Genomic DNA, 12650 nt, shown 5'->3' with positions numbered 1-12650 from the left:
TCAGCTCGCCGGGACGCCGGGGTAGGTGAGCACCCGCGCCTCGACGAGGCCGTCGACCACCCGCGTGGCGAAGCCGGGCAGCGGCGCGGTGGCGGGCCCGTGCACGACGGAGCCGTCGAGGCCGAACACGCTGCCGTGCCAGGGGCAGGTGATCTGCGCGGCGCCGCAGTCGAGCTCGCCCTCGTGCATCGGCGCGGACAGGTGCGGGCAGCGGTCCGACAGCACGGACACCTCGGCACCGCGGCGCACGACGAGCACCTCGGCGTCACCGGCCCGGCGCCGGACGGCTTCCCCGTCGGGCAGATCCCCGAGCGCGCCGAGGGACTGCCAGTCGCCGGGGCCGGTGTGTGGTACGGCCTCGGCCTGGTTGGGGCCCAGTGTCTGGCGGTAGGCGAGGTGTCCGCCGAGCCAGGCGGCGGCGCCCGCGACGGTGCCGCCGAGAACGGAGGCCAGCCGGCCGTTCCCACCGCGGGAGCGCTGGATCAGCGCGGTCGCGAACAGGGCGACGGCGGTGGCGTTGCCGGCGGCGTGGACGATGCCGACGCGTTGCTGCTCCTCGTGGCCGTCGGCGTAGTCGGCCCATCCCGCGGCGGCCGTGGGCGCGGCGGCGAGCAACCCGGCGGTGATCAGCGCACTGGACTCGCGGCGACCGGCGCCGATCGCGTCGAGCAGGGCCGCCGAGGTGAACGACCCGAGGGTGAGCGAGGCCAGCGCCGGGTGCAGGGCGTGGCCCAGCCAGACGCCGTGCAGCGCGTCCTTGACCGTCTGGTTGGTGAGGACCGTGGCCACCGCGTCGCGTGCGGCGCCCGCGGGGCCGTCGAGCGACTCGGCGCGTTCGAGGCGGTCGGTGAGCGCGTCCAGGATCGTCATGGTCGGGGGATGCTCGCCCGAGCGCCTGCCCAAACACCGGATCTGCGATTTCCTGGTGCCGGACCGGGTGACCGCCGTGCAGGGAGGACAACCACATCGAGACCTCTGCGCTCGTCACCGACGAGACGTTCTTCCGCACCCGGGCGGACGAGGTGCTGCCCGCTCCCCGGTAGCCGACGGGTGCCCCCTCCGCGGAGGGGGCACCCGTCGGGTCCGCTCAGGCTCGACGCCGCCGGCGCAGCACCACCAGCAGCGCGACGAGGACCGCCCCGATCCCGGCCAGGACCTTCGGGTCCTCCAGGAACGGGGCCTTCCCGGCGACCATCGTGCGGGCGGTGGCCGCCTGTTCCTGGACGCGCCCGACGACCTCGTCTCTCTTCTCCTTCGCCCTGGCCGGAACGTCGGCGCGGTGGGCGAGCTCCTCGACGGTCTCGCCGAGATCCGCGCGCAGCTCGCCGAGATCGGCGCGCAGCTCCCCGGGGGACCGCTGCTCCTGCGCCCCGGTCATCGCCGGACCGCCTCCTTCACCACGCTGACGTCCTCCTGGACGTTCTCCACCGCGGCCTCGGGAACCGGCGGCACCGCCTTGCGCAGGCTGCTGCGCCCGACGAGCGCGAGCACCCCGGCGATGACGAACAGCACGACGGCGACGATCACCGCCGAGAGCCACACCGGCAGCACGAGCGCGAGGGCGGCCACGGCCGCCGCCACCAGCGCGCCCACGCCGTACAGCGCGACGACACCTCCGGCACCCGCGAGCCCGGCGCCGACGCCCGCCCGCTTCCCCTTGGTGGTGAGCTCCGCGCGCGCCAGTTCGAGTTCGCCCTTGACCAGTGCGGTCACCTGGGAGGACAGCCGTGTCAGCAGCTCACCGGTCGAGGCGTCGGACGGTGGCCCGGCCGCCGGGTCGGTGGCCGGGCGGAGGTCGGCATCGTGTGTCGATGAGGTCATGTCGGGTCCTGTACCCGGTTTCGCCGCGCTCATGCCCGCGGGCCCCTGCTGCGCAGGAGCCGCTGGACACCGCGCATGCCGGCGCGGTCGACCGCCGACTTGATCAGGCCGAACAGGGCGCCCTGCAGGACGGCGGCCAGCAGCACCTCCCGGGTGCTGTAGGCCTCGTCGGTGGCGTTGGGCGGGGTGGGCGCGTTCGAGACGCGCTTCCAGATCTGCCCGAACGCGACGTTGGCCAGGGCCCCGCCCAGGACGCTGAACAGCAGCCCGAACGGCTTGTAGGCGATCGTGGCCGCCTTCGTGACCTGTGGGCTGATCTCCGGTTCGGCGGTGGGCGTTCGTGTCGTGGTCATGGCTACGGCTACCCGCCACGCCGGCCCGTATACCTCAGCGGGCGTCACCGTCGCTGTGCGACGGCAGATCGGGCTCCGCGTCGGCGCCGAACGCCCGGGCCTCGGCCCCGGACAGCCGTTCGGCCCCGTCGTCCTGGCCCGCGACCCGCCCGACGAACTCCTCGCTCGTGCCGGTACCCGTCGTCGACCCGGCGTCGCCCGCACCGTCACCGGCTCCTCCGACGTCGCGGGACTGGGCCAGTCCGGCGTCCCCGGCGACGTCGTCCTCACGGTCGGGGCGGGTGCGGGTGAGCTTCTCCTGCAACTTCTCGAACACGGGGTCTCCTCGTCGATCGGGGGAACGGACACCACGTGACTACCCCGCCGGGCCCTCGCCAACCCGGTGACGCGTCACGTGGTTGGGACGGTGCGATTTCCGGACCGAGCCGGCGTCCTGCAGCTTCTTGCCCTGTGCGCCGCTGTAGGCGGTGAAGCCGAGAGCGGCACCGGTCAGGGCCAGCTTCGCGATGGTGGACGCTCCCACGCCGCGCTGGGTGGCGACCCGGCCCTTGTTCGCGTCGAGCACGCCGGCCCCGCCGACGAGGTGCGCGGCGATCGCGGCGAAGTTGACCGGGGCCCAGCGGGCCCACCCGGCGTTGGCCACGGTGAGTCCGCCGCGGGAGCTGTTCCACCGCAGGCCCGCGGATGCCGACTGTGCACGGGCCGTTTCACTTGATAGGACGGTCAGGTCGGTTCTGCAGAGGAGATGCTCATGACCGTGCCTGCCAACACCGAGTTCCGCCTCGGCGGCATCAACCACCTCGCCCTGGTGTGCTCCGACATGCGGGCCACCGTGGAGTTCTACTCCGGCGTGCTCGGCATGCCGCTGATCAAGACCATCGAGATCCCGGGCGGGGGCCAGCACTTCTTCTTCGACTGCGGCGGTGGCGACTGCGTCGCGTTCTTCTGGTTCCCCGACGCGCCGGACGGGGTGCCCGGTGTCTCCGCGCCCGCCGTGCGTCCGGGGGAGGGCGACATCGTCAGCGCCGTCGGCTCGATGAACCACGTGGCGTTCCACGTGCCGGTCGAGGAGTTCGAGGCCTATCGGGAACGGCTGGCGGCGAAGGGCGTCGACGTCAGCCCGATCCTCGACCACGACAACAGCCCGTCGACGGTGGCGCGGCGGTTCCACGAGGGCGTGTACGTGCGGTCGTTCTACTTCCAGGGCCCCGACGGCGAGCTGCTGGAGTTCGCGTGCTGGACGAGGGCGTTCACCGACGCCGACGTGTCCCACGAGCCGCGCACGGCCGCGGACCGCCACGTGTCCGCCGCGGCACGGGGCTGACGGGCGTGCCGCGCCTGCGCGAGGTGCCCCGGGCCGAGGTCACCGACGAGCGGATCCTGCACTTCTACGACCGGCTGTTCGCCCCCGACCGGGACCCGGCCGTCGACCACGGCACGGCGACGGGCACGCCGGGTGACTGGTGGACGGTGTTCGCCCAGTCGCCGGAGGTGTTCCGGCACGCCGTCGCCGGGTTCGCGCTCTACCGCGCCTCCGATGTCGACCCGGTGCTGCGCGAGCTGGGCCAGTGCCGGGCCGGGTGGGCGCGGGGCAGCCAGTTCGTGTTCTCCCAGCACTGCAAGCAGATGCGCGCCCTCGAGGTGGCGGAGGAGAAGATCGCCGCCGTGCCCGCGTGGAGCACCGCGGACTGCTTCTCACCGCTGGAGCGCGCGGTGCTCGCCTACACCGACGGGCTGGTGTTGCAGGGCGGTCGAGTGCCCGACGAGGTCGTCGCGGTCCTGCGCAGCCACCTCACCGACTCCCAGGTGCTGCAGCTGACCTACATCACCTGCATGTACGACATGCACGCGACGATGAGCCGGGCCTTGCAGCTGGAGTACGACAACCGCCCCGATCCCGTCGTCGAGGTCGCCGCGCCCGAGGGCTACGGAACCCGCGACATCGCCTCCGACCTCGCGGGCGGCTGACGCGACGGGCGGGAACCCGCGCCCACCCGCGGCCGCCCCACCGGGCCGCGGTCCCGGGCGCCGTCACCGACCGGCGGCGGTGCGCGCATGGATCGACGGGTCACGGCCGGGACCGACGGTGTCAGGAGATCGTCACCTCGAGATGCTTGAAGCCGCGCAACCCGTTGTTGATCAGCGGCTCCTCGCTGACGATCTCGAAGCGGGCCACACGGTCGGCGAGGCGTTCGAGCAGTGCGCTCATCTCCAGCCGGGCCAGGTGCATGCCGACGCAGACGTGCTCGCCACGGCCGAAGGCGAGGTGGTCCGACGGCTTGCGGGTGATGTCGAAGCGGTCCGGGTCGGGGTACTTGCGCTCGTCGGTTGGCCGAGCCGTAGAGCAGGGCCACCCGGCTGCCCTTCCCGAGCGCGACGCCGTCGATCTCGTCGACGAACACGCTCCTGGCCGAGGAGAAGGTGCGCCAGTCCATCAGCGCGGTGCGCACGTCGGCGTAGCGCGGCAGCGCGTAGTGGCCGTGGCGGGCCATGAGCACGACCGGGCCCCGGTCCCGCAGCTCCGCGTAGATCGGGTACGGGTCGAGGCGCGCCTCGTCGTCGAACAGGTCGGCGTCACTGACCGGGATGTCGGACACGGAACCTCCGTCGGGAGAGGACGATCCGCAGCAGCTCGAACCGGCCGGTGGTGGAGAGCGGGCCGACCCTAGCTCCTCGAGGCGGCCAGCTCCCCGAGCGCGCTCACGAAGCACGCGAGCGGAGCGGCCGCCACCCCCGCTCCGACCTGCCCCGTCCCCGCCGTGGCGTGCAGGATCCCGGTGGTGACCTTCGGGGTGATGCCCAGTTCCACGACCTTGCGCACGTCCACCCCGAGCGGGGTGCCCACGAAGTCCATCGGGGGGAGGGTGAACCGGCTGCTCCGGCCGGCGCAGATGGCCTGGAAGCCCTCGGTCGCGGCCCGGGCGTCGGCCATGGTGCCGCCCAGGAAGGCGGCCACGGCGGCGGATCCGCCGGCGGCGGGTCCGCCCATGCCGGTCAGCTCCAGCACGGCGCTGTCCCCGATGTCGCGGGCGCTGTCGTCCGGTCCGTACCCGGAGTAGTAGAGCGCCTCGCCGACCGGGGGTGCCTCCGTGATGTGCCAGCGGCCCGACCCGGCGAGCTTGATCCCGAACGTCGTGCCGTTGCGCGACATCGTGGTGACGATGCTGGAGCCGCTGACCTGCTCGGCCCACATCTGCAGCGACTTGGCCGCGGCCATCGCCAGGTTGAGGAAGAACAGGTGGTTGCCCGCCAGGTAGCCGCCGAACGGGGTGCGGATCGCGTCGGGGAGTGCGGTGATGTGGGGCAGCCACGTGCGGGTCAGCAGGTTGGTGGCGGCCTGGGTGCGCATGTGGAGGTCGTCGCCCATGGTGATGCCCTGGGTGGCGACGGCCAGGATGTCGAGGGGCCCGGCCTGGTCGAGGATCGCGGCGATGGCGGGGCCGGCGACGTCGACGAGGAACCGCAGGCGGGCGATCGCGGCGTCGGTGTCGCGGCCGAACCAGGCCACCTCGCCGGGCCCCTGGTTGATCGCCGAGTAGGCGCGGGTCCCGCCCTCGCGGTTGTCGACCACCAGTACGGGCTGCGACGGCCCGAGCGCGGTGGCCATCGGGACGACGGTGTCGTGGTGGTGGGCGGCGTCCAGGGCCACGGCCCCGCTCTCCAGCAGGACGCGCGCCTGCGCGACGTCCGGGGCCCAACCCTCCGCGACGGTGGCCGCCTGCATCGAGCGGCGCAGCGGGTCGCAGTGCTCCGCGAACGGCAGCGGCGGGCCGCAGTGCAGCAGCATCCGACCCTCGAACCCGGGCACCGCGTCGCGGGCCGTGGCGATGCCCGTGAGCTGGGGGATCCCCTGGTCGAGCCGGCGGACGACCTCGGCGTTGGCCTCGTCGATCCCGGCCGCGGCGTCACCCAGCACGACGCGCAGCGCGCGGACCGCGTCCCGGTCGCCGTCGGCGGGCACCCGCCAGTCCACCTGTTCGACGGAGCCGCCCTGGTCGCGGACCGCGGTCGCGAACATCGGCAGCCCGACGTTCACGACCCGGACGGAGTCGGGCAGCACCAGGGGAGTCATCGGCAGGTCCTCTCGGATTGACACTCCATCAACTATAGGAGATATTTCTGTCCCATAGTGAAGTCGATGGAGGTGGACCGACGTGCCGCGCAAGACAGTGATCATCGGTGGCGGTGCCGCGGGTCTGGGCTCCGCCGGTGGCGTCAAGGCCGCCGACCCCGGCGCGGACGTCGTCGTCTACACCGAGAACGAGGACGTCGCCTACAGCCCGTGCGGCATCCCGTACGTGCACGGCGGCGAGATCCCCGACTTCGAGCGGCTGTTCCTCGCGGGCAAGCAGGCCTACGTCGACGCCGGCATCGACGTGCACTACGAGACCACGGTGACGGCGATCGACACGGCGGCCCACACCGTGACCGTCAGCGGTGAGGGCGTCGTCCGGTACGACCAGCTGATCATTGCCACCGGCTGGAACTACGCCGACCCCGGCGTGCCCGGCGGCGACCTCGGCGGTCTGTACTTCGTCAAGAACATCCGCCGGGCGATGGAGTGGGACAAGGTCATCTCGGAGACGAAGAGCGCGGTGGTGGTCGAGGCCGGCCCGCTCGGCATCGAGATGGTCACCGCGCTCGCGCACCGCGGCGTCGAGACCCACCTGATCGATCCCAACCCGTACGCGCTGGCGATGATGGCCGACCCCGACATCATGGCGCCGGTCGAGGACTCCTGGCGCGAACTGGGCGTGCACCTGCACTTCAACACCACGCTCGAGGCGTTCGTCGGCGACGACAAGGGCCAGGTCCGGGCCGTGCGCACCTCGGGCGGCGAGATCCCCGCCGATCTCGTGGTGATCTCCACCCACAAGACGCCCAACAACGCGCTCGCCGAGGCGGCCGGCATCAAGGTCGGGTCCACCGGCGGGCTCATCGTCGACGAGCGCATGAAGACCTCCGCGCCCGACGTCTGGGCCGCGGGCGACGCGGTGGAGATCCCGCACGGGCTCACCCGCACCCCGCTGCAGGGGCTCACCGGATCGCACGCCTACGCGCAGGGCAAGACCGCGGGCGTCAACGCCGGTGGGGGCGAGCGCGCCTACCGCGCCGTCTACGTGCCGTGGGGGACCCCCGCCGGCAAGTGGGTGATCGGCGGGGCCTCGTTCGGGGAGGCCACGGCCACCGCGCTGGGCATCCCCTACGTGCTCGGCGTGGCCGAGGGCATCTCCCGGGCCCGCTACTACCCGGGCGTGCAGAAGGTGAAGGTCAAGCTGCTCGCCGAGCCGGGCACCCTGCGGCTCATCGGTGCGCAGATGGTCGGCGGCGGCGAGGGCATCAAGGAGCGCGCCGACTTCCTCGCCCAGGCGATCCGCTTCGGGATGACCCTGCACGACCTCTCGACCATGGAGAACGTGTACTCGCCCGCGATCGGGGCATTGAACGAGCCGATCGTCGTGGCCGCCACCAACGGGGTCGCCGAAGCAGCCAGGAAGAAGGGCTGACCGGTGGCCACATCACCGGGGTTCTTCGGCTGGCTCCGCTCCAACTCCGAGCACTACCTGCTCATCGCCGCGCACCAGAAGCTGGCGAAGGCCCAGGGGACACCCGCGCCGCGGGCCCCCCGGGGGGTGAAGGAGATCTTCTGGCTGAAGGTCTTCGCGCCCACCTACGGCGTGCTGCCCTGGCCGCTGCGCAGCCGCATCATGCGCGCGATGCCCGGCAGCCACCGCAAGACGTGGGCGCCGCCGCCCCGCCCGCAGGGGCCGGCGGTCTGACCCCCGACCACCACGCAGCGCAACCGGAAGAAGGAGAACACCGTGGCTCAGATCATCGGCGACCGGCCCCACCAGGGTGACGCCATCGTCGACTACGAGGAGAAGCTGTTCGACGACATCCAGGCCAACGAGGGCGAGAAGGCCTACATCTTCATGCACACCGTGCCCTTCGAGGGCTCGGTCGGTTTCGTCAACATGCTGACGGCCACCCGGATCAACCGGAAGGGCTTCGACACCAGCCTGGTGCTCTACGGGCCGGGCGTGCTGATGGCGTCGGCCACCCGGGGCTTCCCGACCGTCGGCTCCGAGGCGTTCCCCGGGCACATGAACTTCAACAACCAGCTCTCGACGTTCATGAAGGAGGGCGGGAAGGTCTACGCCTGCCGCTTCGCCATGGCCGCGCTCTACGGCATGCGCGAGACGGACCTCATCGACGGCGTCAAGGCGATGCACCCGCTCGACGTGCTCGACGCCACCCTGACGGCCCGTCGCGAAGGCGCCCTCGTGCTCCAGACCTGGACGCTCTAGCCGAACCGGCCGGGCGGCGGGACGGGCCCACGGGCCCGTCCGCCGCGTGGCCCACCGATGCCGGGAGGCACGATGACCGACATCGACGTCGCCCCCGTCGCGCCGAGCGTGTGGTGCGGGATCGTGCGGGACGACGCGGAGACGGCCGCCCACCACGCCGTCCGGCACGCCGTCTTCGTCCGGGAGCAGCGCGTGTTCCGGGCGTCCGACCGCGACGCGCACGACATCGCCGCCACCACCTTCCACGTCCTCGGCCGGTGCGCCGGGATCCCCGCCGGCGCCGTGCGGCTGTTCCCGCTCGACCCCGCCGATCCCTCCGGCGACTGGCAGGGCGACCGGCTCGCCGTGCTGCCGGAGTTCCGCAGCCGCCACGTCGGCGGCCCGCTCACCCGCTTCGCCGTCGCGACGGCCGCCGCCCACGGCGGACGCCGCATGATCGCCCACGTCCAGGTGGCCAACCGGGTGTTCTTCCGCCGGATGGGCTGGAACGAACTCGGCCCGCCCGAGCCCTACCTCGGGCTGCCCCACGTCCTGATGGACATCGACCTGACGGCCTGACCCGTCCTACCCGCAGAAGGGGCGACCCGTGCCCAGGACCGCCGTCGTCGCCCTCGGGGGCAACGCGATCACCCGCAACGGACAGGCGGGCACCGCCGCCGAACAGGAGGAGAACGCCGAGCGCCTCGCGGTCGCCGTGTGCTCGCTGCGCGCCGCGGGCTGGCGGGTCGTGATCGTCCACGGCAACGGCCCGCAGGTGGGCAACCTCGCGATCCAGCAGCAGGAGGCGTGTGACCGGGTGCCGGCGCTGCCCCTGTCGTGGCTGGTGGCGATGACCGAGGGCCAGCTGGGCTCGCTGCTGGCCCTCGCGCTGCACCGCGCCGCGGGCGGGACGCTGCCGGGGGTGGTCTCGGTGGTGACCCACGTGGTCGTGGCCCCGGACGACCCGGCCTTCGACCGACCCACCAAACCGGTGGGGCCCTTCATGACCGCCGACGAGGCGCGGCGCCGCGCCGACGAGCTGGGCTGGACGGTCGGGGAGGACGCCGGCCGGGGCTACCGGCGGCTCGTGGCCTCCCCGCTGCCGCGCGGGATCGTCGAGCTCGACGCGATCCGTGCGCTGATCGACCACGGCTCGGTCGTGGTCGCCGCCGGCGGGGGCGGCGTGCCCGTGCTGGCCGACGGCCCGGCCTACCGCGGCGTCGACGCCGTGATCGACAAGGACCTGGCCGCCCAACGGCTGGCCAGCGCGCTGGGCGCCGAGGCCCTCGTGCTCGTCACCGACGTGCCCCGGGTGCTGCTCGACTACGGCACCGACCGGGCGCGGGAGATCACCGTGATGACGGCGGACGAGGCCAGGGCGCACGCGCGGGCCGGCCAGTTCCCCGAGGGCAGCATGGGGCCGAAGATCCGCGCCGCCGTCGACTTCCTCGACGAGGGCGGCACCACCGCCGTGATCACCGACGCCGGCCGGGTACGCACCTCGCTCGAACCCGGTGATCCCGCCGAGGCGGGCACCCGCATCGTGTCCGCGAACCACGTAGGAGCCACCCCGTGATCCACCCCGTGATCCACTCGGTCACCCTCTACCGCGACACCTACGTGGACTCCGTCGTCCAGCTGTCGGGGACGCGGTCGCTGCGCGCCGTCGACGGGGTCGACTGGGCGTCGGCGGCGATGGCGACGCCGGGCAACCTGGAGACGCTCGCGGCGGAGGGCTTCGACCTCGCGCCGCTCGACGGGGCCGGGGCCAACGACCTGTTCGTCGCGATCCGCGCCGGGTCCGACGACGTGGTCGGCGCGGCCCGCGAGGCCGGTGAGACCGCGATGTTCGCCGCGCACGACGCCGGCCCGGGCGGTGCGGTCGCGGAGAAACCGGCGCGGACGCTCGGCGAGGCCGTCGCCCGGCAGGAGGGCAGCAACGTCGCCGTGATCTCCGTCCCCGGCGACTACGCGGCGCTGGAGGCGCACAAGGCGCTCTCGGCCGGGCTCGACGTGCTGCTGTTCAGCGACAACGTGTCCGTCGAGGACGAGATCGAGCTCAAGGACCGGGCGAACCGGCTGGGCCGGCTGGTGATGGGCCCCGGCGCGGGCACCGCGATGCTCGGACACGTCTGCCTCGGGTTCGCCAACGTCGTCCGTCCCGGCCGGATCGCCGTGGTGGCCGCCGCGGGCACCGGCGCGCAGGAGGCCGCGGCGCTGGTCGACCGGTGGGGTGTCGGCGTCTCGCACGTGATCGGGCTGGGCGGCCGTGACCTCACCGCGGCCGTCGGCGGCCGGATGGCCCTCGCCGCGGTGCGCGCCCTGGTGGCCGACGACGCGACGGACATCATCCTGCTCGTGTCCAAGCCCCCGGACCCCGCGGTGGCGCACGAGGTGGTGGCGGCCGCCGCGGGGAAACCCCTGGTGGCGGCCCTGATCGGGATCGGCGACGGTTTCGACGTCCCCGACGGCGTGACCGTCACCCGCACCCTGCAGGCCGGCGCCGCCGCAGCCGTCACCGCGGCGGGCGGCACCGTCCCCGACCTCACCCAGGGGCTCCTGGAACGGGTGCGCGAACGCGCCGGCGCACTGGACCCCCGCCGCACCCTGGTGCGCGGCCTGTTCTCCGGCGGCACCCTCTGCTACGAGTCGCTCGTGATCCTGGCCGACGTGCTGGGCCCGGTGCACTCCAACACCCCCCTCGCGAAGGAGCTGGGCCTCCCGGCCCCCGACGGTGCCCACACCTGTCTCGACCTGGGTGAGGAGGAGTACACGAAGGGCCGTCCGCACCCCATGATCGACCCGGAGGCGCGGATCGAGCTGCTGCGCGAGCAGGGGGCCGCGCCCGACGTGGCCGCGATCATCCTCGACGTCGTGCTGGGCCACGGCGCGCACGCCGACCCCGCGGCGGAGCTGGCCCCGGTGTGCCGTGAGATCGGCCGCGACGGGCCCGCCGTCGTCGTCTACGTGCTGGGCACCGAGGGGGACCCCCAGGGGCTCGACCGCCAGCGCCGGGCGTTCGCGGACGCGGGCTGCCTGGTCACGGAGACCGCCGCCCAGGCGTCGCTGGTCGCCGCCGCGCTGGCCACCCGCAGGCCCGAGATCGCGGTCGGCACCCCGTGAGGCCGCAGCGCGTCGCGATCGTGACCCACTCCACCGCGCCGCGCGGCGGGTTCGTGCACGCCCTGAGCCTGGCCGAGGAGCTGCACCGCCAGGGCGCCGACGTCCGGCTCGTGGCCCTGGGCGACCCGGCGGCCGGGCTGTTCCGGCCCACGACCGTGCCGCACACGATCCTGCCCGGCCCGTCGAAGATCGGTACGACGCTCGGCGAGCGGGTGTTCGCGGCGATCGACACCCTCGCGGGCGGCCTCGCCGGGATGGCGGGCGGGTTCGACGTGGTGCACGCCCAGGACTGCATCGCGGCCCGTGCGGCCGTCCGCGTCCGCGACGCCGGCACCCCGGTCACCGTGGTGCGCACCGTCCACCACGTCGACGACTTCACCACGCAGGCGCTCGTGGACTGCCAGCGCCAGGCCGTGCTCGAACCCGATGTCGTGCTGGTGGTCAGCGAGCAGTGGCGGCGGATCGTGCGCGACGAGTACGGCCGCCGGGCCGAGGTCGTGCACAACGGCGTGGACCCGGACCGCCTGCCCGCCCCCGCGGACGGGGCGCGGGCCGGGCTGCGCGACGGCATCGGCGCCGAGGGCCGGTTCGTGTTCCTCGGCGTCGGCGGCGTCGAGCCGCGCAAGGGCAGTGTCCACGCCTTCCACGCGCTGGCCCGGCTGCGCCGCGAGGGCGTCGACGCGATGCTGGCCGTGGTCGGCGGGCACTCGTTCCAGGACTACGCCGCCTACCGCGCCGCCGCGCTGGCCGAGCTCCCCGGGCTCGGGCTGACGCTGGGCCGCGACGTGGTGCTGGCCGGTACCGTGACCGAGGAGCAGCTCGCGTGCTGGTACCACAGCGCCGACGCCCTGTGCTTCCCGTCGGTGAAGGAGGGCTGGGGCCTGGCCGTGCTGGAGGCGATGGCCGCCGGGCTGCCCGTGATCGCGTCGGACCTGCCGGTGTTCGGTGAGTACCTCGAGGACGGGGTGAGCGCCCTGCTGCCCCCGGTGGCCGACGACGTGGCGCTCGCCCGGGCCATGCGGTCGCTGGTGCACGACGCGGCGCTGCGTGAGCGGCTGGTGACCGG

The 12650-nt window shown here is 73.6% G+C and carries 17 protein-coding genes and 1 pseudogene; 9 read left to right on the top strand and 9 right to left on the bottom strand.

The genetic code is table 11. The features are described 5' to 3' along the window. The 6 genes from BGP03_RS11450 to BGP03_RS11425 form a co-directional block, all read right to left on the bottom strand. Entirely contained in the window at nucleotides 1-870 is an 870-nt protein-coding gene (locus tag BGP03_RS11450; RefSeq protein WP_296372117.1) for a Rieske 2Fe-2S domain-containing protein, read from the bottom strand. 217 nt (nucleotides 871-1087) lie between these two features. Beyond that, the gene (locus BGP03_RS11445; protein ID WP_296372115.1) at nucleotides 1088-1378 is read right to left on the bottom strand and encodes a DUF3618 domain-containing protein; all 291 of its coding nucleotides are present in this window, start codon (nucleotides 1376-1378) and stop codon (nucleotides 1088-1090) included. Continuing rightward, nucleotides 1375-1821, bottom strand: coding sequence for a phage holin family protein (locus BGP03_RS11440; protein ID WP_296372113.1), 447 nt, complete (start codon nucleotides 1819-1821; stop codon nucleotides 1375-1377). The genes BGP03_RS11445 and BGP03_RS11440 overlap by 4 nt, the downstream gene beginning before the upstream one ends. Nucleotides 1822-1850: 29 nt before the next feature. Further along, nucleotides 1851-2174: a DUF4235 domain-containing protein gene (locus BGP03_RS11435; protein WP_296372111.1), complete on the bottom strand. Its 324-nt coding sequence runs from the start codon at nucleotides 2172-2174 to the stop codon at nucleotides 1851-1853. Between the two features lie 34 nt (nucleotides 2175-2208). Further along, nucleotides 2209-2490: a hypothetical protein gene (locus BGP03_RS11430; protein WP_298799837.1), complete on the bottom strand. Its 282-nt coding sequence runs from the start codon at nucleotides 2488-2490 to the stop codon at nucleotides 2209-2211. A gap of 39 nt (nucleotides 2491-2529) precedes the next feature. Then, the gene (locus tag BGP03_RS11425; protein WP_298799836.1) at nucleotides 2530-2817 is read right to left on the bottom strand and encodes a hypothetical protein; all 288 of its coding nucleotides are present in this window, start codon (nucleotides 2815-2817) and stop codon (nucleotides 2530-2532) included. A 108-nt stretch (nucleotides 2818-2925) separates the two neighbouring features. On the opposite strand from BGP03_RS11425, the gene BGP03_RS11420 reads away from it, so the two are divergent. Both BGP03_RS11420 and BGP03_RS11415 read left to right on the top strand, forming a co-directional pair. Beyond that, the gene (locus tag BGP03_RS11420) at nucleotides 2926-3498 is read left to right on the top strand and encodes a VOC family protein (RefSeq protein ID WP_296372107.1); all 573 of its coding nucleotides are present in this window, start codon (nucleotides 2926-2928) and stop codon (nucleotides 3496-3498) included. 5 nt (nucleotides 3499-3503) lie between these two features. Next, complete coding sequence (locus tag BGP03_RS11415) at nucleotides 3504-4142, top strand: carboxymuconolactone decarboxylase family protein (protein WP_298799834.1); 639 nt, start codon at nucleotides 3504-3506, stop codon at nucleotides 4140-4142. A gap of 121 nt (nucleotides 4143-4263) precedes the next feature. Here the strand turns inward: BGP03_RS11415 and BGP03_RS11410 are convergent, their stop codons facing one another. From BGP03_RS11410 to BGP03_RS11400, 3 genes and pseudogenes are all read right to left on the bottom strand, one after another. Then, nucleotides 4264-4404, bottom strand: coding sequence for a hypothetical protein (locus tag BGP03_RS11410; protein WP_298799833.1), 141 nt, complete (start codon nucleotides 4402-4404; stop codon nucleotides 4264-4266). Nucleotides 4405-4419: 15 nt separating this feature from the next. Beyond that, nucleotides 4420-4464 (bottom strand): annotated as a pseudogene (locus tag BGP03_RS11405) (hypothetical protein); the annotation flags it as partial. 375 nt (nucleotides 4465-4839) lie between these two features. Beyond that, on the bottom strand, nucleotides 4840-6246 hold the full coding sequence (locus tag BGP03_RS11400; RefSeq protein ID WP_296372101.1) for a DUF1116 domain-containing protein: 1407 nt from the start codon (nucleotides 6244-6246) through the stop codon (nucleotides 4840-4842). Between the two features lie 82 nt (nucleotides 6247-6328). Between BGP03_RS11400 and BGP03_RS11395 the strand changes: the two genes are divergently transcribed. From BGP03_RS11395 to BGP03_RS11365, 7 genes are all read left to right on the top strand, one after another. Continuing rightward, complete coding sequence (locus BGP03_RS11395; RefSeq protein ID WP_296372099.1) at nucleotides 6329-7681, top strand: FAD-dependent oxidoreductase; 1353 nt, start codon at nucleotides 6329-6331, stop codon at nucleotides 7679-7681. Between the two features lie 3 nt (nucleotides 7682-7684). Further along, nucleotides 7685-7954, top strand: coding sequence for a hypothetical protein (locus tag BGP03_RS11390; RefSeq protein ID WP_296372097.1), 270 nt, complete (start codon nucleotides 7685-7687; stop codon nucleotides 7952-7954). A 42-nt stretch (nucleotides 7955-7996) separates the two neighbouring features. Beyond that, nucleotides 7997-8482: an MSMEG_0572/Sll0783 family nitrogen starvation response protein gene (locus tag BGP03_RS11385; RefSeq protein ID WP_296372096.1), complete on the top strand. Its 486-nt coding sequence runs from the start codon at nucleotides 7997-7999 to the stop codon at nucleotides 8480-8482. A gap of 72 nt (nucleotides 8483-8554) precedes the next feature. After that, nucleotides 8555-9040 (top strand): MSMEG_0567/Sll0786 family nitrogen starvation N-acetyltransferase, encoded by a 486-nt coding sequence (locus BGP03_RS11380; protein ID WP_296372093.1) that lies wholly within the window; start codon nucleotides 8555-8557, stop codon nucleotides 9038-9040. Nucleotides 9041-9068: 28 nt separating this feature from the next. After that, nucleotides 9069-10037, top strand: coding sequence for a carbamate kinase (locus BGP03_RS11375; protein ID WP_296372092.1), 969 nt, complete (start codon nucleotides 9069-9071; stop codon nucleotides 10035-10037). Continuing rightward, nucleotides 10034-11584 carry a protein FdrA gene (locus BGP03_RS11370; protein ID WP_299736253.1) on the top strand — a complete coding sequence of 517 codons (1551 nt, stop codon included), beginning with the start codon at nucleotides 10034-10036 and terminating at the stop codon, nucleotides 11582-11584. The genes BGP03_RS11375 and BGP03_RS11370 overlap by 4 nt, the downstream gene beginning before the upstream one ends. After that, the coding region (locus BGP03_RS11365; protein ID WP_299736250.1) for an MSMEG_0565 family glycosyltransferase at nucleotides 11581-12650 on the top strand (1070 nt) is incomplete at its 3' end. The genes BGP03_RS11370 and BGP03_RS11365, both read left to right, overlap by 4 nt.

This window comes from Pseudonocardia sp. 73-21 (assembly GCF_001899645.1).
Classification (GTDB): Bacteria; Actinomycetota; Actinomycetes; order Mycobacteriales; family Pseudonocardiaceae; genus Pseudonocardia.
The sequence above is the reverse complement of the archived record's forward strand: the minus strand, read 5'-3'. Positions and strand labels throughout refer to the sequence as shown.